Raw genomic sequence first — 21297 nt, 5'->3', positions numbered from 1 at the left:
TTTACTTGTGCGCAAAGATAATAAAACTTTGTAGAACTGCATTGTCAGAAAAAAAGATTTTTATCATATTTGCATGACAATTTCAGACACCATATTTAGGTGTAATTTTAGCCGGACAAAACGCACCAATTTTTGTCAAAAAATTTCAGCAATTGAAAATCATCAGCGATTTTAAAGAATATCACTCCAAAACCCCACTGGCATTATCATTAGGAATGTTTGACGGCGTTCATCTTGGGCATTTATCAATCATTAATACTTTAAATGAAATTGCAGAAAAGGAAAATCTGGAATCTGCAATTCTAAGTTTCTGGCCGCATCCAAGAAAATTTCTTAATCCGGATGACAATGTAAAAATGTTGAATACACTGGAAGAAAAGCTGGAATTGCTTGAAAAAAGCGGAATTCAGAATATTTTCCTTAAAACTTTTGATGAAGAATTCAGAAATCTGACAGGAATTGAATTTTGTGAACAGGTTTTGGTTGATAAACTTAATGTAAAACATATTATCATTGGTCACGACCATACTTTTGGTAAAAATAAAAGTGGAAATTTCGAATTATTAAAATCACTTTCAACTGAATTAGATTTCAAAGTGAATCAATTGGAAGCAGTTCAACAGAATGATTTGAACATTAGTTCTACAAAGATCAGAATGGCTTTGTCAGAAGGCAGAATCAAGGGTGCTAACGAAATGTTGGGTTATAATTATCCTTTGACCGGAAAAGTGATTCACGGGAAAAAGCTTGGCAGAACAATTGGTTATCCAACAGCAAATATTGATGTTCCCATCAATAAACTACTTCCGAAAAGCGGTGCTTATATTGTAGAAGTTTGGATTAATAATCAGTTCTATAAAGGAATGTTGAGCATCGGAACAAATCCAACAGTCGATAACGAAAGTCAAACTTTACATACAGAAGTTTATATTTTGGATTTCGACCAAGATATTTATGATAAAGAAATCACTGTAAAATTCAGGGATTATCTTCACGACGAGATCGAATTCGAAGGTTTGGAAAAACTGATTGAAAAGTTGGATCTGGATAAAAGATTGACTGAAGAATTTCAGTTTTAAGAATTATTGATTTCTTCTTTTATTTTCTTAGTCAAAGATTTGAAAACCAAATCGTAAGAATGATCGATCAATTTAAAAATCAAATCTTGTTTCAATCCTTCACAAATAACTGAATTCCAATGGGTTTTGTTAAGATGAAAAGCGCCGTTGATCTGATGATATTTTTCGCGTAATTCTTCACTCCATTCTGGATCGGCTTTTGCGGAAAATGTTGCAGGATGTGTTTCAATCGGTAGAAAAACAAATATTTTCCCACCAATCTTGAAGACCAACGTTTCCTGATCGAAGGGAAAAGCTTCTGTTACAGCTTTCTTGTTTAAACAATATTCACGGATCTCTTCTACTTCCATAGAAAATTAGAATTTAAAAGTATTCTTAGGCAATTCTTTATTGATTTCTATCCTATTGATAGTCATTAAGTAATCGCTGTCTTTTTTCGGCGAAGACGATTCGATTCTGTAAGACATTAGTAGATTTCCAACTTTTCTATAATCAGAATAAGTCAATATTTCGTCTTTCTTGATTTCACGGAAAAGCATATAGTTTTTTGTATCGAAGAAATAAATCGTTTTATTGACGTTCTTCGTCAGTTCAACTTTGAAATAATATTGTTCTCCTATTTTCTCTTTGCCAACAAATTTAGCTTCAAAACCTTTATTTTCCCAATCGATAAAATCGTTATCAAAATTCTCAGGAATATAATCATTGTATTGCTGAAGCTTGTTCTGAGCATAATTCATGGCATAACCATTCTTACCATCATAACCTTCCACAGGCGTTTCCTTTCCACCAACAACCATTGCAGTTTTGCTGAGATTCGGGCGTTGCTGATAGATTTTTATTGGGTATTCATCATTAATGCCAAGTGTAACTCTTCCTTGTATTTGAACAGTGTTCAAAAGTTTCCAGTTGGTTAGACCTCCAGAATTTTCGATGTTTTTATCGATAATTTCTTTGGCTGTCTGGGCATTAAGAAAAAGAGAAAATATAATAGTAAAAAGGACGATGATTCTTTTCATTCAAAAATTTTGAGATCTCAAAGATAGGATTTTTATTAAGTTATCGATTCCGGATAAGTCTTAAAAAGTGCTAAAAAAGCATTAATTATTTAGATTAATTTCTTTGCTTTTTCCAGATCTTCCGGTGTATCAATTCCAATTCCAACAAAATCCGTTTCTACCAGTTTAATTTTCATCCCATTTTCCAAATAGCGCAATTGCTCTAATTTTTCCGAAATTTCCATAGGTGTCATTTCCAAAGAAGAGAATTTAATCAAGGCTTCTTTTCTGAAAGCGTAAACACCAATGTGTTTGTAATACTTCACATCATAAGATAACTCACGTTGAAAAGGAATTACCGAACGACTGAAATACAATGCAAATCCATTATTGTCAGTAATCGCTTTTACGTTATTTGGATTTTGGATTTCTTCAGATTCTTTCAATAGAATTTTCAATGAAGCCAGAGATATTTCCTTTTTATCATCCTTTGAGAAGACTTCAATCAGTTGTTTCAAAGGCTCTTTTTTCAGGAAAGGTTCATCACCCTGAACATTGATGACAATATCACAGTCGAGATTTTGTACAGCTTCAGCAATTCTGTCGCTTCCAGTTTCGTGTTGGCCCGTCATTACAGCTTTTCCTCCATTTTTTGAGATTTCATCAAAGATAATTTCGGAATCTGTAGCCACAAAAACTTCATCAAACAAACCTGTTTCCACAACATTCTGATAAGTGGTTGTAATAACTGTTTTATTACCAAGAACTTCCATAAGTTTTCCAGGGAATCTTGTAGAATTATAACGGGCAGGAATGACTGCGATGACTTTCATTACTTATATTGTTTTATAATTTGTTCCAATCTATCGTCAGGCTCAAAATCGAGAACGTCTATTAATTTTACTTTTTTGAAATCTTTATGAAATGTATTGATGACAACATTCCAATTTTCAGGAACAACTGCGGAAGGAACTTTTAAACACAGCTTTTCGTCAGCATCAAACCAAGCATTTCCAATTTTTTGACAATCCGAATAATTCCTAAAATCCCGCCAACTTTTTGACAATTCGGAGGATTCAACCGTTTGAATTTCAGTATTGCTAGGAATTTTGATGACCATAATTTTAAAGTCTTTATTAAATCCCAATCCTTTTCGATGCGCCAGTGTTTCCAGATAGGCAAGAGAAATACTTTCTGCAGTGTAAAGTACTTTTTTCCCTTCGGAGTTCCATCTTCCTTCCAAACCACTCGCAAAGAGAGAGTCCGAATATCGTTTGTGTACAATTCTGTAAACCAGCATTATACAGGGTAACCTTGTGCTAGTTTTTCTATTTCTTCATAAATCAAATCTACGCCACCGGAAGTGGAAATAAAATCTATCGGCTTATCATTGGAATTCCAAAAAGGGCGATTCATCCAAAGGCTAAACTCTTCCAGATTTCCAAAGATCTCCTTTCCAAAACTATAGAGATTAATCAATTTTAATAGATGCTCACTGTAAATAGGATCCAATCCTTTTTCTTGATCTCTGTAATTGCTAATTGTCCTTGGAGAAAGATTGATCACGGATGCCAAAGTTTTCTCTGGCATCTTGATGGCATCAGCAAGTGAATAGAATACATCAGTCTTCACGCCTTCTCTTGCTTTTTTCAGGAGTTTATAATCGTCTTGGATTGAAAATCGATTGAAGATAGAAGGTCTTGCTCCATTAGCAACTATTGGCTCTTCTACTTTTGATTTCTGTTGATTTCCTTTTTGTTTATAATTTTCCATCTTCGTTTTCTTTAACACAAAGATAGAATTTTTTCCATTATAAAATAGAATTTTTTCAATTTATTTCAAATCTCCTAATGCTTTTTCTAATTTCGGAAGACAATCCTTAATATCATCAAGCGAACAACCTCCAACAGACGCTCTGAACCAAGGTACAGATTTATCATTTCCAAAGGCTGAGAAAGGAACCAAAGCCATTCCAGCATTATTAATCAGATAAAAAACAAGATCTGTAGAATTTTCAATCACTTTTCCGTCCAGTGCTGTTTTTCCAAGATAATCCAATTTGATGGTCAGATAAAGTGCGCCCATTGGCGAAATACTTTCCACGGAAAGACCTTTAGCTTTCAAATCCTGAATTCCTGCGTGAAGCTCTTTCAAACTGTTATTAAGTTTCCCTTTATAATCCGTTAAGAATATATCAACCGCTGAATCATCAGCTAAAAACTCGGCAACTGCTTCCTGCTCGGGTTTTGGTGCCCAGGCGCCAACGTGGGTTAAAAGAGCTTTCATTTTGTCAATAACCAAACTTGGCCCAAATCCCCAACCAACCCTAACTCCAGTTGCTGCAAAACATTTAGAAGTTCCGTCAACATAGATTGTATAATCTTTCATTTCCGGGAAAAGGCTTACTGGATTGTAATGTTCTGATCCGAAAGTCAACATCGCATAGATCTGATCGTACATCAAATAAAGCGGTTTCTCATCTGCTCCTCTCTTTTTATTTTCTTCCAAAACCAATTCGCAAATGTCAGAAAGCTGTTCTTTTGAGAACATTGTTCCGGTTGGATTTAACGGAGAACAAAGGCAAAGCAAAACGGCACCTTCCAAATGTGGTCTTAAATCATCTGTTGTTGGCAAGAAATTATTGGATTCCCGAGTCTGAACTTCAACCGCATTTGCAGTTGTCAGATAAGAATAATGATTGTTATTCCAGGAAGGAATCGGATAAATCACTTTGTCGCCTTCATCAACAATTGTTTTGAAAATTGCATAAATCAAAGGTCTGGAACCAGCAGTTATCAAAATATCATTTGCCGAATAATCAAGATTCCAACGCTTTTTTAAATCATTGCTAACAGAGGTCCTAAGAGACTGCAAGCCATTTGCTGGTGGATAGTTTGTAAGATTATTGGTATAAGCTTTCTGAATTCCGTCTTTTAATTCCTGAGGAATCGGATAGATGTTGGAGTTAAGGTCGCCAATTGTAAGGTTTGAGATTTGTGCACCTTTCGCCTTCAGGTCATTTACTTCATTTCCGATTTTAATGATTTCTGAACCAACGAGGTTTGATGCGAGTTTTGATACTTTCACTTTTTTGATTTTTAATAATTTTCAGATTCGATTGTCGAGAAATTAAATCTGATTTACTTTTTATGATTTACAAATATCCTGATTGTAATTGATTATTTCAAATTACATCAAAAAAAAGTTCCCAAAATTAAATTGCTTTAATAATTGAGAACTTTATGTTAAAAATATTTTAGATAATATTTAATTCAAATAAAATTGTCAATTACAGATTCAGATCTTTCTTTACGTTCTGAATTTTTTCCTCCAATTCAGGCAGTTTTTCAACAAAATCTTGCTCAGAAGAAATTGAATCTTTCACAGAAACATAGAATTTAATCTTAGGTTCAGTTCCTGAAGGACGTACGCAAACCTTGGTTCCGTCTTGAGTGTAATAGATCAAAACGTTTGATTTCGGAATATCGTCCATCACTTTTTTCTCGTTTTTGGAAACGACAAAACAAGTCTGCTCTTTGAAATCTTTCACTTCTTCTACCAATGAACCAGCAATCTCTTTTGGTGGATTCTCACGGAAGTTCTTCATCATATTTTGGATTTCCTCAGCACCAGTTCTACCCTTTCTTACAACATTAATCAAGCCTTCATAATACAACCCAACCTCTTTGTAGATGTCAATCATATATTGATAAACGGTTGTTCCGTTAGCTTTACACCAAGCTGCAAGTTCGCAAGCCGTCAAAATAGAACCGCAAGAATCTTTGTCTCTCACGAAATCTCCTGTCATAAATCCGAAACTCTCTTCGCCTCCGCAAATGAATTTTTCCTGACCTTCAAAATCACGGATCATTTTCCCGATCCATTTGAAACCTGTCAATCCAACTTTGCAGTCAACACCGAATTTCTCCGCAACATCAAAGAAAATATCAGAGGTCACAATGGTAGAACCAATGAACTCTTTTCCGGTAATTTTCCCGGCTTTTTTCCATTGATCAAGAATATAATAAGTAAGAACTGTATTGCATTGATTTCCGTTAAGAAGTTGTATTTTACCTTCAAGGTTTCTCACTGCAATTCCCAATCTGTCACCGTCCGGATCTGTTCCAATTACGATATCAGCATTTGTGATTTCTGCCAGATCCATCGCCATAGAAAGTGCTGCCGGCTCTTCCGGATTTGGAGAAAGTACGGTTGGGAAATTTCCGCTTGGGATCATTTGCTCCTGAACAAGATCCAATTTTGTGAATCCAGATTTTTTAAGCGCTTTTGGAACAGTCGCATAAGTTGTCCCGTGGATGGAAGTAAAAACAATATTCAGATTATCTCTGCCAATATTCTGATACAGAGAATTTTCTATACAAGCATCAACATAAACATCATCCTGTTCATCACCAATCCACTCTATCAAATCATCATTTCCATCAAATTTTATATTTTCAAATTTTGTAGAATAAACTTCTCTGATGATATTCTCGTCATCTGGTGGAACAATTTGAGCACCGTCATTCCAATAAACCTTATAACCATTATATTCCGGTGGATTATGAGAAGCCGTCAAAACGATTCCGGCATTACATTTTTTATCACGAACAGTGAAAGATAATTCTGGCGTTGGACGGTGATTTTTGAACAACAGAACCTTGATTCCATTCGCTGTCAAAACATCAGCCACCACTTTTCCGAATTCTTTGGAATTATGTCTCACATCATAAGCAATCGCTACTTTGATTTCCTCGCCGGAAAATTGCTGATGAAGATAATTTGCCAATCCCTGAGTTGCCTGACCTAAAGTATATTTGTTAAGACGATTGGTACCAACGCCCATTATTCCACGCATTCCGCCTGTTCCGAATTCTAATTCTCTGTAAAAAGAATCTTCTAAATCGGCAGATTCTGTATCGATTAATTCCTGAACTTTGCTTCTGGTTTCTTCGTCAAATGTTTCGGAAAGCCAAAGTTTTGCTTTATCTAAAGTTGATGTTGTATCTGACATTTATTTTATAGTTTGTAGTTTACTTAATTAATTTCTTGTTTTCAATTGTCGCTTTGTCAGTGACTTTCAGTTTTTTCGAAGGATTTCCGTAATATACCAATTTTGAGGTATTTCCTATTTTTCCTTTGATTTCCTCATCCACATTCAGCTCTGCGTAATTTCCGTTCTGAGACTCGATTTCCAAATCTTTGATGTACCAATAAGGCGAAATAATACTCGCTGTATCTTTGATGCTAAGTTTTGCTAACGTTGTTTTCCCCAACAGATTAGCGCGGCTTTTATTCAGCATTTCGATAGTCGACTTTTCTGAAATCACTGAACCGATAAATTTAGCATTATCTTTCAAATGAAGAGAAAAATTTTCTACTTTCATCTGGCTTGAGATATTAAGTTCCACTGAATCAGCTATTTTAATATCATCAAAAGGATTTTTTCCGTAGATGGTAATATTATAAAAATCAACTTTATCCGTTGCACTTTTCTCAGTAATCGATAAGTTTTTGTCTTTAACTTCGATATTCAAATTGTCGAAAACATTTGGATAAGTTTCCACATTCACGAAGTTGTGTGGACTTTGGATATAAAACACGCGGAATTTCCCTTTCATATCAAGTTTTGAAAACTCGGCCAATTCCACATCTTTCGATTTAATCTCGCCTTTCGGAGTTACTTTTCCGCAGGAAACCACTGTTAAAATTAGAATTAAATAAAATAGATTTTTCATAAGTTTATTGATTTACCAAATTAGAAAAATTATCTCGTTTAAATCAATTCCTCAATATGATAATTCTTATGTTCACGGTTTGTTCGGATGATGAGTTCGCCTAAGAATCCAGCGACGAAAAGCAAACTTCCCATAATCATCATTGTCAAAGCAATGAAGAACCACGGATTATTCGCAATAAAATTTCCGTAAACTTTGAAGATATAAACATCAATCAGTTTTGAAAGTCCCAACCAAATGGCCGACAAAAATCCGATGATGAACATCAAAGTTCCCGCTGCACCAAAGAAATGCATCGGTCTTCCGCCGAATCTGCTAATGAACCAAAGCGTCACCAAATCCAAGAATCCACGAACAAATCTTTCCGTCCCAAACTTCGAAGTTCCGTAAGGTCTTGCCTGATGTTGCACTGGTTTTTCCGTAATATTTCTGAATCCTGCATTCGCTGCCAAAACTGGAATATATCGGTGCATATCGCCGTAAACATCGATGGATTTTACAACTTGTTTTTTATAAGCCTTCAGTCCGCAGTTGAAATCATGAAGCGAAACGCCGGACACTTTTCTAGCCGCAGAATTAAATAATTTTGATGGGATATTTTTGGTCATTACATTATCAAAACGTTTCTTTTTCCAACCAGAAACGATGTCGTAATTTCCTACTTTTACCATTTCATATAGTTCGGGAATCTCTTCCGGAAAATCTTGTAAATCAGCATCCATCGTAATAATGACATCACCATTCACCTTTTCGAATGCAGCGTGAAGTGCCTGCGATTTTCCGTAGTTTTTGGAGAATTTAATCCCGTGGATTTGCGGATGCTGGATTTTTAGATTTTCGATGATGGACCAGGAAAGGTCGGTACTTCCGTCATCTATGAACCAAACTTCGTAAGACAGCTTGTTGGCCTGACAAACGTTGTCAATCCTGTTGAACAGCTCTTCCAGAGAGTCCTGCTCGTTGAGTAATGGGATGATTATTGAGAGATTCATTGATATAAAGGATAGATTTTAAAAGGTCAAAGATATTTCTTTTGAATGAGATTTAAAGCTTCGTCTGGTGCAAAAACAGGAATTTCTGAAGTGGAAAAATCCTTTATATTTCGTGTAATTATTCCGGTTAAATTCTTGATTTGATGAGCACAGAAAATCTGAATTGAATCTTCAAAATCTTTATGATTCGATTTGATTGATTTTCTCAGAATTTCTTCGTCAACGGGGATAATTTTTAGAAAATTCAAAACTTCATCTATCAACTCCCTTAATTCTGCTTCTTTAATATTTTTTTTACAAATATAATGCACGGTCGCAATACTATGTGAAGAGGCATAAAGTTCAAGATTTTCTTTAGTAGAAAAATTAAAAATTTCTGAGGCTAAATCAAAATGTGGGTCTCTTTTCTGAAGCAAGTCCACGATGATATTGGTATCTAAAAAGAAAAGCATTTTATGAATATTTTTTTTCTAAATATTCTCTTCTGAAGCTATCCAACTCTTCATCCGTGTATTGAGGGATATTATTTGGAATTTTTTCAAGAAGTTTTTTCATTTTCGGGGTTGGTTCATTGATGATTTCTGGTTCACCTAGCGATTCCAAATATTTTTGAACCATCTCAGACAGACTTCTCTGCGTACCTTTGGCGTATTTTTTTGCCTTTTCGATAACTGATTTTTCAACAGTCAAAGTAAGTTTGGTTGTCATTACGTGTTGTTTTAGTAAAGATACGTATTAATTATTGATGATGAATTATAATTTGATAAATGATTTTTCGAAAAACTGAAAACTTTCTACTCATAGCGTTTTTTGTTCTTTAAAAAACCTGCGATGATAATAGACAAAAGTAGATAAAATAGTAAAAAACCACCAAAAACAGCGGACATAAATTTGAAAGAAAAGTAATTTCTATTCTCTTTCAATGCTATTTCCCTCGCCTGCTTCGCTCCATTGTAATTTTCCTCTAACTCTTTGACCTTTGTACGGTCTTTTTGATTCGCTGCCTCGACTTTCAATTTAGCGTAAGATTCGTCCAGATTGTCAAGTTCTGTCTGGATATATTGGTGATTTAGCAAATCCCGGGCGTCTGTATCTACATAATTCAGGAATGCAAAAATTGAGAACATTGATAAAACGCCGCCTGTAAAAAGCGTTAGAAAAGTTTGTTTAAATGCTTGAGGATAAGTTATTAATGTACCAACTCTTAACCAATAGGTTGAAGCAAAACCAGCCAAGACATATAGGAACGTCATCCCAAAGGCATTGACCTGCATTGTGGTCTCAAAATAGTTGGCGTTTGCGAAGAAATAATACACAACGAAGAATGCCAACATTGTGAGAGCGTATAAAATAAAACCTATTGTTACAGGGTTTTTTGTCATAATTTTTTAATTTTTGATAAAAGAGATAAATATTTCAAACTGACTATCAACAATCTAGAGCCTTCATCATTTCTTTTCTCTCTTTTCCTTTTTCTTTTTTCTTAATTTTTCTATCTTTGCACCGGCAAGTCCTAAACAACCAGCTCCTGAGAACCCTCCAGGGTGGGAACGCAGCAAAGGTAATTGGTCGTAGCGGTGTGATTTAGGTAGCTTGCCATTTTTTATTTTTTTTAAGTTAAGAGATTAAGCGATATTCAAAATTTTGAAATTACTTAATCTCTTAATTTTTTTGTTTAGAACTCAAATTCCTGTCCTAATTCCGGTAATGTAAATTCGATATTCTTATCAGAAAAATGCTTCTTAGCTTCCTCGTGATTGATTTCGATTGGTGAGAAAGTATCAAAATGACAACCAATCACTTTTGGCGTTTTCAATAATTCTGATGCTGCGAAAGCCGCTTTTCTAGGACACATCGTGTAATGTTTTCCAACTGGTAAAATCGACAAATCCAATTTCCCGAAAACCTGTGGAAACAAACTCATCTCAGCTGTCACTCCCGTGTCTCCAGCTAAATAGAGGTTTCTTCCGTCGGCAAATCTAAAAATGTACCCAGAAGCCAATCCACCGTAAGAACCGTCCGGAAAAGAGCTCGTGTGCAATGCCGGAACCATTGAAATCTTCAAATCTTCAATTTTCGCTGAACCTCCGAAATTGATATCTATATTATTGGTGTGTTTGAAATAACCACAAATTTCCGGCTGTCCAATTACGGTGGCATCAGGATGGTTTTCAAGCACTTCCTTCACGTCAGAAATGTGGTCGCCGTGCGCGTGCGTAATCAACACATAATCGATTTTCTGAGCTGTGATATCAAAACCTGATTTATCTTTCTGATAATTGTAGAAAGGGTCTGCAAGAATAGTTTTTCCGTTATATGTGAACAAAAAACAGTTTTGTCCTAAGAATTTTATTTTCATTTTATTTTCATTTTTTTAGATTTATTAATTAAAATAATTAAGTCCGAACGCCGTCAAAACCGCCATTAGGAAAGTTAAGATTCCGACTTGTTTTAAGAAAGGGTCAAGTAATTTTGGTTCGTTCACAGCCATTATGCTTCTCCTTAATTTGATGAATGGGAAAATCAAAATCATCACGATGAAAGGATAATATTTCCCTTGTGTCTGAAATCCGTTATACATCAGAAAAGCCAGCATTAAAAGAATTGGTAATTGTAATAAGATGATTTCATAAATCATTGCGTTTTTGTAACCTAGCTTCAATGCAAACGTTTTTTTACCTGATAATTCATCGTTAACGATATCTCTCATATTGTTCAGATTAAGAACGGCCATACTCAACATTCCGACTGAAATTGAAGGAAATAAAACATCCCAACTGAAGGACTTCGTAAAAAGAAAATAACTCCCGCAAACCGAAACCAATCCGAAAAAGATAAACACGAAAATATCGCCCAAACCTAAATAGCCATAAGGTTTTTTCCCAATTGTATATCCAATTGCCGCTAAAATCGAGGCAACTCCCAGTCCGATAAAAATCCAGAATTCTCTGTTGTAAGCAGGATAAAAAGCGACATACAATAAGGCAACAGTAGCTACAAAAGATAAAATTGAAAGTAGAATCACTGCATTTCTCATTTGAGTTGCTGTGATTTTTCCGGAAGCTACTGCTCTTTGTTCCGCTTCTCCTATCCTATTTTTGTCGGTTCCTTTTACGCCATCGCCATAATCGTTGGCAAAGTTGGAAAGTATTTGATATAATAATGTAACGAGAAGTGCCAATGCAAAAATTCGCCAGTCCCAAAATCCGCCTTCCTGAGAAATCCTCCATTTTGCAATGAAAGCGCCCATAATAATTCCACTCATAGAAAGTGGTAAAGTTCGCAGACGTGCTGCTTTTATCCAATCGGTCATTTTATTATTTTAATCTTTAAATACAGATTCACCATTTAAATTAGTTGTCAGAACTTCACTCATATAATCGAAAAAAGGACGCATTGCCAAAAAAGTGGAGATAATCTCTTTCTGAAAACTGTCTGAAAAAACTTCCTTGTCAGAAAATTTCCTCATCACCACATATTGTTTTTTCTTTATCAAATCAATTGCGGAATGATTTTTATCGAAACCTTTAGGCGCAGTCTTTACAGCATCCTCGCCTTTTAGTTCTCCAAAATATTTTATAAAAGTTTTATCTGAGGTTATTTTTTTAATCTGAGAATCATCAATTTCAAATTCTTTTCGGATTCTCAATAAATCTTCATTATTCGGTCCCCAAAAACCGCCTCCTACATAAGTATTATCAGGCTCCAAATGCATGTAATAACCACCTCTAAGCATTGGTTTTTTTCGAGATATTCCAGCTCCGAAATTAGTTTTGTAAGGTGTTTTATCTTTAGAAAAACGAATATCTCTATTGATTCTTAAAATATGAATTTGCCCCAAACTGTCGTGTAATTCCAGTTCAGAATAAATCTCGTCTATAAATTTCTTATTTTCCTTTGCAATAGCATCATATTCTTTTTTATGCTCAGAAAACCAGACACGGTTATTATTTCTGTTTAATAGTTTCAGAAATTCGAATCCTGTTTCCAGTTTGATGTTTTTGTTTGGCATAAAGCAGATGTCGATAAATATTTAGATTAATTATATTTAAGAAATCCATTGATCGTCACCAAAATTAGGTTTACGCTTTTCTAAAAACGCATTTCTACCCTCTTTTGCTTCTTCTGTCATGTAGGCCAAACGAGTTGCTTCACCAGCGAAAATCTGCTGACCGACCATTCCGTCATCTGTCAGATTCATAGCGAATTTCAGCATTCTGATCGAAGTTGGAGATTTTGCAAGGATTTCCTGCGCCCATTCGTAAGCGGTGTCTTCCAATTCTGCGTGAGGAATTACGGCGTTTACCATTCCCATTTCTTCGGCTTCTTTTGCGGAGTAATTTCTTCCTAAAAAGAAAATTTCTCTTGCTTTTTTCTGACCGACCATTTTAGCCAAATAAGCAGAACCATAACCACCGTCGAAACTTGTAACGTCTGCATCTGTTTGTTTGAAAATCGCGTGTTCTTCGCTCGCCAAAGTCAAATCACAAACCACGTGAAGCGAATGTCCGCCACCGACTGCCCAACCGTTTACCACAGCAATTACCGCTTTTGGCATAAAACGAATCAAACGCTGAACTTCCAAAATATTAAGGCGATGTCTTCCATCTTCTCCCACGTAACCTTGATGTCCACGAGCTTTCTGGTCGCCACCGCTGCAAAATGCGTGACCGCCGTCTTTTGGACTTGGCCCTTCGCCTGTCAATAATACAACTCCGATTGAAGAATCTTCGTAAGCGTCGTAGAATGCGTCGTAAAGTTCTGAGGTTGTTTTTGGTCGGAAAGCGTTTCTGACTTCTGGTCTGTTGATGGCGATTCTTGCAACGCCATTTGATTTTTTATAGGTAATATCTTCGTATTCTTTGACGATTTTCCAGTCTGCCATTTTTTGAAAATTTAGAGTGTAAATATAAGCAGAATTGACGGCTTTAACAATGAATTCGGGCATTAAAATAAATGCGCAAAAGAGAAACCATAAATGATTATATTTGACAAAACTTTAACCATTATGGCAAAACAATTATTCTCTTTTATTTTACTTTACTTTTTCGCATTTTCTTTTTCTCAGAATGTAGACATTCCTGATGCAGAATTCAAATTTTTTCTCATTAACACAAGTCCAGAAAAATATCAGGCAATTGATTTAGCTGGAAACTACACGAAAATCGATTTAAATGGTGATGGAGAAATCCAAATAACTGAAGCTCAAAATATTAAATCATTATATTGTAATAATTTGCTTGTTAAAAATATTCTTGGACTAGAAGCTTTTAAAAACCTGGATAGTTTTTCTATTACTTCTAATGTTATGTTGAGTTTAGATTTATCTCTCGTAAAGAACCTTCGTTCTATCAATATAACAAACTGTCTATCCTTATCTTTTTTGAATTTAAAAAATCTTGATAATTTGCAAAAAGTTGATATTAACGGTAATTACAATAGTTATCTCAAAGCTATAGATTTTTCGGACAATATTAATTTGAAGACTATTTATTGGAATGGAAAATTAAACGCTATAGACATTTCTAAAAACACAGCTTTAGAGGATCTTTTTCTTTCTTCGCAAGATTTGTCTATTCTTGATATAAGTAAGAATACTAGATTAAAAAAATTAACAATTTTTAAAAACAACATAAATGCGATAGATTTCAGTAGTAATACAGAGATTGAAACTTTATATCTTTCCGAGATAAAAATGATGGACGCTAATTTCAGCAATAATTCAAAGTTAAAAGACCTGAAAATATATGGAGGTAGCCTAACATCTATAAAATTACCGGAAATTTCTTATTTAGAAAAAATTGATTTGTCTGGCTGCAAAATCTCAAATCTTGATTTAAGTAAACAATTTTCTTTAATAGAAATGAGATTAAATGAAAATTTACTAGAAAATATTGACTTTTCCAACAACAAAAATTTGAAATTTTTAATGATCTTTAAGCAACCCTCCGTCAAATCTTTGGATATAAGGCTCAATCCGAATTTAGAAATTTTTTGGTTTGATTATTTGGATAATTTGGAATCTTTATATATTAAAAATAATAAAAAACAAAATTTTTCTGAAAGTTATAATAGTTGCCCAAAATTAAATTTTGTTTGCTGCGACGAAGATGAAAAAAGCTTTTTCATTAATAAAGGAGTACCAAACGTTACAGCAGATTGTATGCTTGCAACCCAAGAAAACAACTTTATATCCAATGTAAAAATACATCCAAATCCAGCTTCTGATTATTTGTCCTTCAATCAAAATATTGAAGCAGTAAAAGTGTTTGATTTTCAAGGAAAGTTGGTTCTGAATCAGAAAATCAATTCTAATAACATCAATATTTCTGCATTAAAAGCTGGAGTCTATGTTGTAGAAATGTATTCTAATAACAAAAAAGCAAGTCTAAAATTTATAAAAAAATAAAGCTGATTCTTTGATCAGCTTTATTTTGAATTATATTTTGAAAATAATTATTCTACAACTTTTATCGCGCTTGCCAAAAATCTGGTTTCAGTTTTTGGTTCTGTGATAGCGTCTATTTCTGCCTGAGTTTTTTTAGCATCTTCTGCGTAATGCTGTAACTCTTTTACAGACGTTGTTTTGCTTTCTGCGCTGCCTTCCAAAACAACGGTTTTACCCTCCAACGCGGTTGGAACGAAGAATGCGTAATCTTTCATCTTCACAAAGAATGTCTCTCCGGAATCTGTTGCCAGGCTTACCCAGCATCCTTTCTTAGGGCAAACACCAGTTACTTTTCCTTTCACAGAAGTTTTGGCAATTTTTGGATTTGATTTTAATTCTTTATTGAGCTCGTCTGTAGAGATGGCTTTTTTAACGGCTTTTGCAGAAACTTCCTTACCATAGAATTCCCCCACTTTGGCATCACCGGCTGGCGGACCAGATTGTGCAAATGCAGAAACTGATAAACCGATCAATACGAATGCAAATAATATATTTTTCATAATTGTTAATTTATTTTTTAATGCTGTAAATTTAGAAAATTAATTAATTGTAAAAAAAATTAATTTAGATGTAATGAAATCTGTACTGAAGTTGTCTTATTATTATAAAATCGATTATTGTAAATTCTTTAAGAGAAAAATTTGCTGATAGTAATAGGTTTTTTGTGATGTATCTAAACTTAAAAACAAATAAAATATATTCTTATGAAAATTAAACTATTATCAATGATTCTTTTGGTCTCTATCGGGAATTTTTCTTGTGTACAATCCAAAGGAGACGGTTCAAATGGTAACGATGTGATGTTCTCTCATCTGATTTCTGACTCCGGAAAGGGAGATGTAATTGAAAAATCTTATGACATCAACTTTGATGAATTGGAAATTTCTACTTCTTTGAACGCAGAAGTTTTTAAATCGGATAAGGAAAGAATCGTAGTCTATGCGCCTTCCGATCTTATGCAATATGTGGTTGTAAAACAAAATGGTGGAAAAGTGCAGGTGAAAATCGAAACAAAAAATATGAAAAGTATTTCTACTGACCGAATCAAAGTTAAGGTTTATGCTAAGGATTTTGATCATTTGGCAGCAAATTCCAGTGGAAGTATTTATTTGAAAGACAACTTCAGTTTTTCTGATCTTGATGTAAAAGTTTCAAGCTCGGGAACCATAAAAGGTAATATTATCGGCGGAAATATCAATATCCAAGCCTCCAGCAGCGGAAACTATGAAGGAGAAGTGAATGCAAAAAGTCTCAATATGCAAAGTTCTTCCTCAGGAGGAATCGATATCAAAGGGAAATCTGAAAGCGTGAATATCCAGGCATCATCTTCAGGCGATGTGGATGCAGAAAACTTCACAACGGAAAGTGCTGTTTTGGCTACGTCTTCATCTGCTGATATTACAATTGGCGTAAGCAAAAGCGTGACTGCAAGCGCATCTTCCAGCGGAGATATTCATATAATTAAAAGAGGGAGTTTGAATGAAGTTACCAAAAACGAAAGCAGTTCCGGATCTGTATCGATTCAGTAATTTGTTTGACAGGCCTAACATTATAAAATATCAAAAATAAATGCGAATATTAAAAATTTATCTAAGTCTTAGTCTGGCAATATTTTCCGCTAGTTTTAGTGCGCAAGCTAAGTCCAACAATTTATTGAATGACCTCCAAAAAGTTTCGGGCAGCTGGAAAGGTTCTTTGACTTATCTGGATTACTCATCCGGGAAACCTTATTCTATGCCTGCTGAAGTAAATATCAAAAGAATTGATAAAACTAATAATTTCATATTTTCCAATATCTATCCAAATGAAACGAGTGCAAATTCTACGGATACATTAGTTGTTTCTACAGATGGAAAATACATTGACAGGGAATTGGTAAAATCAAGATTGAAACTTCCGAACGGCGACATTGAAATAGTAACGGAAACTATAGGAAAGGATGGTAATGACAATAAACCTGCAACTATAAAACATACTTATATTTTTGGTGATAAAATATTAAAAAAGCGAAAAGATGTACAATTTACAGGCGATGACAAATGGATAAACAGACATGAATATTCATATACAAGGATTACCACCAAGTAGCATCAACCTGACTATATTATCAAAAAAAAAGACCTCGAAAATTCGAGGTCTTTTTTTTATATTTAAATCAATTCAATTAGTTGAATTTGATAATGCTTTCCATCTTTGCAGTTTCTTCGTTAACTAACTCGTCATCCACCAAGATTTTACCGGAATGTTCATCGATAATAATTTTCTTTCTCTGAGCAATTTCCATTTGTTTTTGTGGTGGAATTGTGAAGAAAGATCCTTTTGGTGCTCCTCTTTCCAATCCTACAACTGCAAGACCAGTTGATGAACCCTGACGGATTCTTTGGTAAGAAACCAACAATCTCTGATCGATTTTCTCAGCAAATTCTTTAGATTTTTCTAATAGGTAATCTTCTTCTTTTTGAGTTTCAGAAACCAAGTTTTCCAACTCGTTTTTCTTGTGAACCAAGTGGTTTTTAAGCTCATTAATTTTAGACGTCAGGTCAGCTAAAGTTTCCTTTTTGTGATCTATTTTACCTCCAAATTCTTTGATTCTCTTTTCAGCCAGTTGAATTTCCAATTCCTGATATTCAACCTCTTTTGCTAAAGTTTCGAATTCTTTGTTGTTTCTAACGTTATCTTGTTGCGTTTTATATTTGTCAATCAATACTTGAGCGCTTTTCATAAGATCTTTTTTCTCATTGATCTCTGCATTTTGCTCAGCAATTTCAGATTCGAATTTTTGGGCTCTTTTGTTAAGACCTTCAATTTCTATCTCAAGATCTTCTACTTCAATTGGCAATTCGCCTCTTGTGTTGCGGATCTCATCCAGACGGGAATCAATGATCTGCAAATCGTAAAGTGCTCTTAGTTTTTCTTCAACAGAAATTTCGTTTACTTTTTTATCAGCCATATCTATATAAAATAATTAACAGGATTTGTTTTCTTAGTCGTTTTTGCGATGGCAAATATAGTGAATTTTTCGGACAATATTTCAAATAATTGTTGAGTTACAAATTGTTCCGATTCAAAATGTCCGATATCGCAAATCAACATTTTGTCTTCCGCCGCAAAAAAGTCATGATATTTCACATCGCCAGTGAGGTAAACATCACATTTTGAAGATAATGCAGACTTTATTCCGCTTGCTCCACTTCCACCTAAAACGCCAATTTTTTTAATTTTTTTATTAATTAAAGAACTGTGTTTAATCACTTTAAGGTCAAATTTTTCCTTTACAAACTGTAAGAAATCTTCTTCATCCATTTCAGTTTCCAAATCTCCGAATCTTCCCAAACCTGTGTAATGATTTTCGTTATCCAGAGAAATTAATTGATAAGCGACTTCTTCATAATGATGATTTTGTTTCATCGCAGAAAGGATTTGGTCTTTCTTAAAATCTTCGAAAATCACAGAAACCAAAACTTCGTCCGCATTTTCTCTTTCGTTATGATTTCCAGTGACAGGATTCGAACCTTCCAATGGACGAAAAGTTCCGTTTCCATTAATAGAAAAACTGCATTCATCATAAAAACCGATATTTCCAGCACCAGCTTGGAACAAAGCATTTTTTAAATTCTCAGCCGAATCAACCGGAACATAAACCTCCAATTTCTTCAACTGGTTTTGTTTCGGCATCAATATTTTCTGATTCTTCAATCCCAGAACTTCACAGATTTTATAATTGACACCAAAATAATCATTGTCAAAAGCTGTGTGAATCGCATAGATTGCAATTTTATTTTCCAAAGCTTTTAAAACTGCTTTCTCAACATAATTCTTTCCAGTGATTGATTTTAATCCAGAAAAAATAATCGGATGAAAACAAACCACAAGATTGTAGCTCTTTTCAATAGCTTCGTCAATAACCGATTCCAAAGCATCGTGAGCTACCAAAATTCCGGAAATTTCTCTTTCTGGATTTCCGCAAAGCAAACCGACATTGTCAAAATCTTCCGCTTGTCTTATCGGAATCAGTTTTTCGAACTCCTTTATAAATTCATTGATTTTCATTAATTAAATATTTATTTGATAAACAGTCGGTCATCAAAAGTAAATTTCTCCATCTTCTTGATTTTGACATTTTTAAAATCAATATTCCGAGGATTGATAATATAATTAAATTCTCCTTGAACCGCCGCAGACGGAACCTTCATTGCCAGAAATTTATTTTCCTTAAGAAATTTATCCCCAATTTTCTGAGTGCTGTCCAGATGTGGAAAAGTGTTCCAATCTTTAGGAAATCTTTTCGGTTCAAAAACTTCAATATCGGGAATTTCAATATGAATTAATCTAAAATCTTTCGGGATGATCCCAAGCGGAATATGAACGGCAATTTCTGTAACACAAAGTGCAATAGATTGTCCTGTGTACAAAGCTGCATTTCCTTTACTGTTCCACCTTCCGCCAGCTATTTCTGCGCCTTTTCCGGAAAGATCATTAGCATAAATTTCTTTTGAAAGCCTGTAAACAATCATCGATATTATGCTAAAATACCGTGTTCTAGTCTGGTAAGCTCATCCATCAGAAGAGAGATCCCAAAATTGCTACCGATCAGGTCTTGCGGTTTTGTCTTGCCCAAAGCCAAGTTTTCTGCCTGCAGCCAAATCAAAAAATAATCTGATGAACCAAAAACTTCTTCTCCCCTTTTGTAAAGCATTTCTATTTGTAATATCTTCTCCGATTGTAATGTATCAAAAGTTTTTTCCTCTTTCTGATAACGAGACAAAGTTTTTCCAGAGATATGAAGAAAACCAGCCCACTCCTGAAAACTAAACGGAAACTTTTTTACTAGGTTATCAAAAAGTTTAAAAGAAATACCACGTTCGGCGATTTCGATCATTCTGAAAATACCGCCGTCATCAAAATTATGATAACCGTAAACAGCTACTGGTTCTGCAATAGTATTTGTCGTATCTGTTGTTTTGTATTTTTTCATTTTCTAATATTTTCCTCCCACAAATATACGACTTTTGTCTATACAAAAAAGACTTTTGTCTAATTTTTTATTTACTTTACATATTTATTTTTATTACCTTCCATTTAAATTTAAAAAAATGAAAATAAAACCCGAGTTCGATCTCATCCCGGAAGATGGATGGCGAAAGAAAATATATGAAATAGTTTATTTATCAGACACAAAGGCCGGAAAAATATTTGACATTTGTTTACTTATTCTGATTCTCATCAGCACTGCCTTGCTGATGATAGAAACAATTCCAATTTTCCAATTAGAATATTACAAAGCATTTTATTACGCAGAGTTTTTTATTACAATAATTTTTACGATAGAATATATTTTGAGAATTATCTGTATAAAGGACAGGGAAGAATACATACTCAGCCCGCTAGGAATTATCGATTTCCTGTCCATAATTCCATTTTATATCAGTTTATTCTTTCCGATTTGGCATTTTGTTGCAATCATTAGAATGCTACGGATGCTGAGAATATTCAGGATTTTCAATCTCGCAGACTATATGCAGGATGGCAAATTCATCGTTTCAGCATTAAAGCACAGTTCCAGAAAAATTTATATTTTTCTCCTGTTTATGGCTATTTTCATCATCATTATAGGTTCACTGATGTACCTGATTGAAAATGGCGAAAACGGATTTAGCAGCATTCCACAAAGTATTTATTGGGCGGTTGTAACCATTACAACGGTTGGATATGGCGACATCTCTCCGGCAACGCCCATTGGGAAAATATTATCCATAATTGTAATGCTTTGCGGATATAGCATTATTGCTGTTCCGACAGGAATCGTCACATCAGAATTCCGAAAGCAAAAGAAAAACAATTTTCAGTGTAATAGATGCGGAAACGAAGACAATGACGAGAATGCACGTTTTTGCAAAATTTGTGGCGAGAAAATTATTTAATAAGAATAAAAATAAATTTCAAAATAATTAAAGTTAAATTAATATTATCATAGAAATTATTAAAAATAATGAGTTATATTTGGTGAATAGAAAATAATATATAATTACAGGCATAAAATAA

At 34.2% G+C, this 21297-nt stretch carries 26 protein-coding genes and 1 other RNA gene; 6 read left to right on the top strand and 21 right to left on the bottom strand.

Annotation, left to right across the window (positions count from 1 at the left end):
• Positions 1-152: 152 nt before the first annotated feature.
• The gene (locus OPU68_RS05420; RefSeq protein WP_498472985.1) at positions 153-1079 is read left to right on the top strand and encodes a bifunctional riboflavin kinase/FAD synthetase; all 927 of its coding nucleotides are present in this window, start codon (positions 153-155) and stop codon (positions 1077-1079) included.
• Here the strand turns inward: OPU68_RS05420 and OPU68_RS05415 are convergent.
• From OPU68_RS05415 to OPU68_RS05360, 12 genes are all read right to left on the bottom strand, one after another.
• Positions 1076-1429 carry an MmcQ/YjbR family DNA-binding protein gene (locus OPU68_RS05415; protein ID WP_498472984.1) on the bottom strand — a complete coding sequence of 118 codons (354 nt, stop codon included), beginning with the start codon at positions 1427-1429 and terminating at the stop codon, positions 1076-1078. The two genes, OPU68_RS05420 and OPU68_RS05415, sit on opposite strands and share 4 nt — an antisense overlap.
• Positions 1430-1435: 6 nt before the next feature.
• A complete protein-coding gene (locus OPU68_RS05410; RefSeq protein ID WP_498472983.1) occupies positions 1436-2098 on the bottom strand; it encodes a LolA-like protein in 663 nt (220 codons plus the stop codon).
• 89 nt (positions 2099-2187) lie between these two features.
• Positions 2188-2910, bottom strand: a complete 723-nt coding sequence (gene kdsB / locus OPU68_RS05405; protein WP_498472982.1) for a 3-deoxy-manno-octulosonate cytidylyltransferase — start codon at positions 2908-2910, stop codon at positions 2188-2190.
• Entirely contained in the window at positions 2910-3377 is a 468-nt protein-coding gene (locus OPU68_RS05400) for an RES family NAD+ phosphorylase (RefSeq protein WP_498472981.1), read from the bottom strand. Before OPU68_RS05400 ends, kdsB begins: the two co-directional genes overlap by 1 nt.
• Entirely contained in the window at positions 3377-3850 is a 474-nt protein-coding gene (locus OPU68_RS05395) for an Xre family toxin-antitoxin system antitoxin (protein ID WP_498472980.1), read from the bottom strand. The genes OPU68_RS05400 and OPU68_RS05395 overlap by 1 nt, the downstream gene beginning before the upstream one ends.
• Positions 3851-3910: 60 nt before the next feature.
• Positions 3911-5164, bottom strand: coding sequence for a pyridoxal phosphate-dependent aminotransferase (locus OPU68_RS05390; protein ID WP_498472979.1), 1254 nt, complete (start codon positions 5162-5164; stop codon positions 3911-3913).
• A gap of 202 nt (positions 5165-5366) precedes the next feature.
• On the bottom strand, positions 5367-7091 hold the full coding sequence (locus OPU68_RS05385; protein ID WP_498472978.1) for a phospho-sugar mutase: 1725 nt from the start codon (positions 7089-7091) through the stop codon (positions 5367-5369).
• Between the two features lie 19 nt (positions 7092-7110).
• Entirely contained in the window at positions 7111-7815 is a 705-nt protein-coding gene (locus tag OPU68_RS05380) for a GIN domain-containing protein (protein WP_498472977.1), read from the bottom strand.
• A 38-nt stretch (positions 7816-7853) separates the two neighbouring features.
• Entirely contained in the window at positions 7854-8807 is a 954-nt protein-coding gene (locus OPU68_RS05375) for a glycosyltransferase family 2 protein (protein WP_498472976.1), read from the bottom strand.
• A gap of 26 nt (positions 8808-8833) precedes the next feature.
• Positions 8834-9259, bottom strand: coding sequence for a type II toxin-antitoxin system VapC family toxin (locus OPU68_RS05370; RefSeq protein ID WP_498472975.1), 426 nt, complete (start codon positions 9257-9259; stop codon positions 8834-8836).
• A gap of 1 nt (position 9260) precedes the next feature.
• A complete protein-coding gene (locus OPU68_RS05365; RefSeq protein ID WP_498472974.1) occupies positions 9261-9515 on the bottom strand; it encodes a DUF6364 family protein in 255 nt (84 codons plus the stop codon).
• A gap of 86 nt (positions 9516-9601) precedes the next feature.
• The gene (locus OPU68_RS05360) at positions 9602-10189 is read right to left on the bottom strand and encodes a DUF4199 family protein (protein ID WP_498472973.1); all 588 of its coding nucleotides are present in this window, start codon (positions 10187-10189) and stop codon (positions 9602-9604) included.
• Between the two features lie 122 nt (positions 10190-10311).
• Here OPU68_RS05360 and ffs point away from each other — a divergent pair.
• Positions 10312-10409, top strand: an RNA gene (gene ffs, locus OPU68_RS05355) — signal recognition particle sRNA small type.
• A 73-nt stretch (positions 10410-10482) separates the two neighbouring features.
• Here ffs and OPU68_RS05350 read toward each other — a convergent pair.
• Genes OPU68_RS05350 through OPU68_RS05335 form a run of 4 tightly spaced genes read right to left on the bottom strand, consistent with a single transcriptional unit; the run spans position 10483 to position 13692 of the window.
• On the bottom strand, positions 10483-11166 hold the full coding sequence (locus OPU68_RS05350) for a metal-dependent hydrolase (RefSeq protein WP_498472972.1): 684 nt from the start codon (positions 11164-11166) through the stop codon (positions 10483-10485).
• 24 nt (positions 11167-11190) lie between these two features.
• Positions 11191-12120, bottom strand: coding sequence for a 1,4-dihydroxy-2-naphthoate octaprenyltransferase (menA, locus tag OPU68_RS05345; protein WP_498472971.1), 930 nt, complete (start codon positions 12118-12120; stop codon positions 11191-11193).
• Positions 12121-12129: 9 nt separating this feature from the next.
• On the bottom strand, positions 12130-12819 hold the full coding sequence (locus tag OPU68_RS05340; RefSeq protein WP_498472970.1) for a DUF2461 domain-containing protein: 690 nt from the start codon (positions 12817-12819) through the stop codon (positions 12130-12132).
• A gap of 36 nt (positions 12820-12855) precedes the next feature.
• On the bottom strand, positions 12856-13692 hold the full coding sequence (locus tag OPU68_RS05335; RefSeq protein WP_034979240.1) for a 1,4-dihydroxy-2-naphthoyl-CoA synthase: 837 nt from the start codon (positions 13690-13692) through the stop codon (positions 12856-12858).
• Between the two features lie 123 nt (positions 13693-13815).
• Here OPU68_RS05335 and OPU68_RS05330 point away from each other — a divergent pair, with 123 nt between their 5' ends.
• Complete coding sequence (locus OPU68_RS05330) at positions 13816-15216, top strand: T9SS type A sorting domain-containing protein (RefSeq protein WP_498472969.1); 1401 nt, start codon at positions 13816-13818, stop codon at positions 15214-15216.
• 47 nt (positions 15217-15263) lie between these two features.
• On the opposite strand, the gene OPU68_RS05325 is transcribed toward OPU68_RS05330, so the two are convergent.
• On the bottom strand, positions 15264-15755 hold the full coding sequence (locus OPU68_RS05325) for a DUF4920 domain-containing protein (protein WP_498472968.1): 492 nt from the start codon (positions 15753-15755) through the stop codon (positions 15264-15266).
• Positions 15756-15959: 204 nt separating this feature from the next.
• Between OPU68_RS05325 and OPU68_RS05320 the strand changes: the two genes are divergently transcribed.
• Positions 15960-16784, top strand: a complete 825-nt coding sequence (locus OPU68_RS05320; protein ID WP_498472967.1) for a head GIN domain-containing protein — start codon at positions 15960-15962, stop codon at positions 16782-16784.
• A 40-nt stretch (positions 16785-16824) separates the two neighbouring features.
• The gene (locus tag OPU68_RS05315; protein ID WP_498472966.1) at positions 16825-17343 is read left to right on the top strand and encodes a hypothetical protein; all 519 of its coding nucleotides are present in this window, start codon (positions 16825-16827) and stop codon (positions 17341-17343) included.
• 76 nt (positions 17344-17419) lie between these two features.
• On the opposite strand, the gene OPU68_RS05310 is transcribed toward OPU68_RS05315, so the two are convergent.
• Genes OPU68_RS05310 through OPU68_RS05295 form a run of 4 tightly spaced genes read right to left on the bottom strand, consistent with a single transcriptional unit; the run spans position 17420 to position 20230 of the window.
• Positions 17420-18205 carry a zinc ribbon domain-containing protein gene (locus OPU68_RS05310; RefSeq protein WP_498472965.1) on the bottom strand — a complete coding sequence of 262 codons (786 nt, stop codon included), beginning with the start codon at positions 18203-18205 and terminating at the stop codon, positions 17420-17422.
• Between the two features lie 2 nt (positions 18206-18207).
• A complete protein-coding gene (locus tag OPU68_RS05305) occupies positions 18208-19305 on the bottom strand; it encodes a Nif3-like dinuclear metal center hexameric protein (RefSeq protein ID WP_498472964.1) in 1098 nt (365 codons plus the stop codon).
• An 11-nt stretch (positions 19306-19316) separates the two neighbouring features.
• Complete coding sequence (locus tag OPU68_RS05300; RefSeq protein WP_498472963.1) at positions 19317-19769, bottom strand: RES family NAD+ phosphorylase; 453 nt, start codon at positions 19767-19769, stop codon at positions 19317-19319.
• Between the two features lie 5 nt (positions 19770-19774).
• The gene (locus tag OPU68_RS05295; RefSeq protein WP_498472962.1) at positions 19775-20230 is read right to left on the bottom strand and encodes an Xre family toxin-antitoxin system antitoxin; all 456 of its coding nucleotides are present in this window, start codon (positions 20228-20230) and stop codon (positions 19775-19777) included.
• Positions 20231-20348: 118 nt separating this feature from the next.
• Between OPU68_RS05295 and OPU68_RS05290 the strand changes: the two genes are divergently transcribed.
• Complete coding sequence (locus tag OPU68_RS05290) at positions 20349-21176, top strand: ion transporter (RefSeq protein WP_498472961.1); 828 nt, start codon at positions 20349-20351, stop codon at positions 21174-21176.
• Positions 21177-21297: the final 121 nt, after the last annotated feature.

The organism is Chryseobacterium sp. TB1-D10 (assembly GCF_059803555.1).
Note: the sequence above shows the minus strand (reverse complement) of the source record. Positions and strands in the feature narration are given on the sequence as shown.

Excerpts from the sequence above, each read along its gene's own strand:
- OPU68_RS05350 (WP_498472972.1), bottom strand. The coding sequence starts at position 11,166 with ATGAAAATAAAATTCTTAGGACAAAACTGTTTTTTGTTCACATATAAC.
- OPU68_RS05290 (WP_498472961.1), top strand. The coding sequence starts at position 20,349 with ATGAAAATAAAACCCGAGTTCGATCTCATCCCGGAAGATGGATGGCGA.
- OPU68_RS05320 (WP_498472967.1), top strand. The coding sequence starts at position 15,960 with ATGAAAATTAAACTATTATCAATGATTCTTTTGGTCTCTATCGGGAAT.
- OPU68_RS05380 (WP_498472977.1), bottom strand. The coding sequence starts at position 7,815 with ATGAAAAATCTATTTTATTTAATTCTAATTTTAACAGTGGTTTCCTGC.
- OPU68_RS05305 (WP_498472964.1), bottom strand. The coding sequence starts at position 19,305 with ATGAAAATCAATGAATTTATAAAGGAGTTCGAAAAACTGATTCCGATA.
- OPU68_RS05300 (WP_498472963.1), bottom strand. The coding sequence starts at position 19,769 with ATGATTGTTTACAGGCTTTCAAAAGAAATTTATGCTAATGATCTTTCC.
- OPU68_RS05365 (WP_498472974.1), bottom strand. The coding sequence starts at position 9,515 with ATGACAACCAAACTTACTTTGACTGTTGAAAAATCAGTTATCGAAAAG.
- OPU68_RS05310 (WP_498472965.1), bottom strand. The coding sequence starts at position 18,205 with ATGGCTGATAAAAAAGTAAACGAAATTTCTGTTGAAGAAAAACTAAGA.
- OPU68_RS05370 (WP_498472975.1), bottom strand. The coding sequence starts at position 9,259 with ATGCTTTTCTTTTTAGATACCAATATCATCGTGGACTTGCTTCAGAAA.
- OPU68_RS05330 (WP_498472969.1), top strand. The coding sequence starts at position 13,816 with ATGGCAAAACAATTATTCTCTTTTATTTTACTTTACTTTTTCGCATTT.
- OPU68_RS05395 (WP_498472980.1), bottom strand. The coding sequence starts at position 3,850 with ATGGAAAATTATAAACAAAAAGGAAATCAACAGAAATCAAAAGTAGAA.
- OPU68_RS05335 (WP_034979240.1), bottom strand. The coding sequence starts at position 13,692 with ATGGCAGACTGGAAAATCGTCAAAGAATACGAAGATATTACCTATAAA.
- OPU68_RS05385 (WP_498472978.1), bottom strand. The coding sequence starts at position 7,091 with ATGTCAGATACAACATCAACTTTAGATAAAGCAAAACTTTGGCTTTCC.
- OPU68_RS05375 (WP_498472976.1), bottom strand. The coding sequence starts at position 8,807 with ATGAATCTCTCAATAATCATCCCATTACTCAACGAGCAGGACTCTCTG.
- kdsB (WP_498472982.1), bottom strand. The coding sequence starts at position 2,910 with ATGAAAGTCATCGCAGTCATTCCTGCCCGTTATAATTCTACAAGATTC.
- OPU68_RS05415 (WP_498472984.1), bottom strand. The coding sequence starts at position 1,429 with ATGGAAGTAGAAGAGATCCGTGAATATTGTTTAAACAAGAAAGCTGTA.
- OPU68_RS05315 (WP_498472966.1), top strand. The coding sequence starts at position 16,825 with ATGCGAATATTAAAAATTTATCTAAGTCTTAGTCTGGCAATATTTTCC.
- OPU68_RS05360 (WP_498472973.1), bottom strand. The coding sequence starts at position 10,189 with ATGACAAAAAACCCTGTAACAATAGGTTTTATTTTATACGCTCTCACA.
- OPU68_RS05325 (WP_498472968.1), bottom strand. The coding sequence starts at position 15,755 with ATGAAAAATATATTATTTGCATTCGTATTGATCGGTTTATCAGTTTCT.
- OPU68_RS05340 (WP_498472970.1), bottom strand. The coding sequence starts at position 12,819 with ATGCCAAACAAAAACATCAAACTGGAAACAGGATTCGAATTTCTGAAA.
- OPU68_RS05295 (WP_498472962.1), bottom strand. The coding sequence starts at position 20,230 with ATGAAAAAATACAAAACAACAGATACGACAAATACTATTGCAGAACCA.
- menA (WP_498472971.1), bottom strand. The coding sequence starts at position 12,120 with ATGACCGATTGGATAAAAGCAGCACGTCTGCGAACTTTACCACTTTCT.
- OPU68_RS05410 (WP_498472983.1), bottom strand. The coding sequence starts at position 2,098 with ATGAAAAGAATCATCGTCCTTTTTACTATTATATTTTCTCTTTTTCTT.
- OPU68_RS05400 (WP_498472981.1), bottom strand. The coding sequence starts at position 3,377 with ATGCTGGTTTACAGAATTGTACACAAACGATATTCGGACTCTCTCTTT.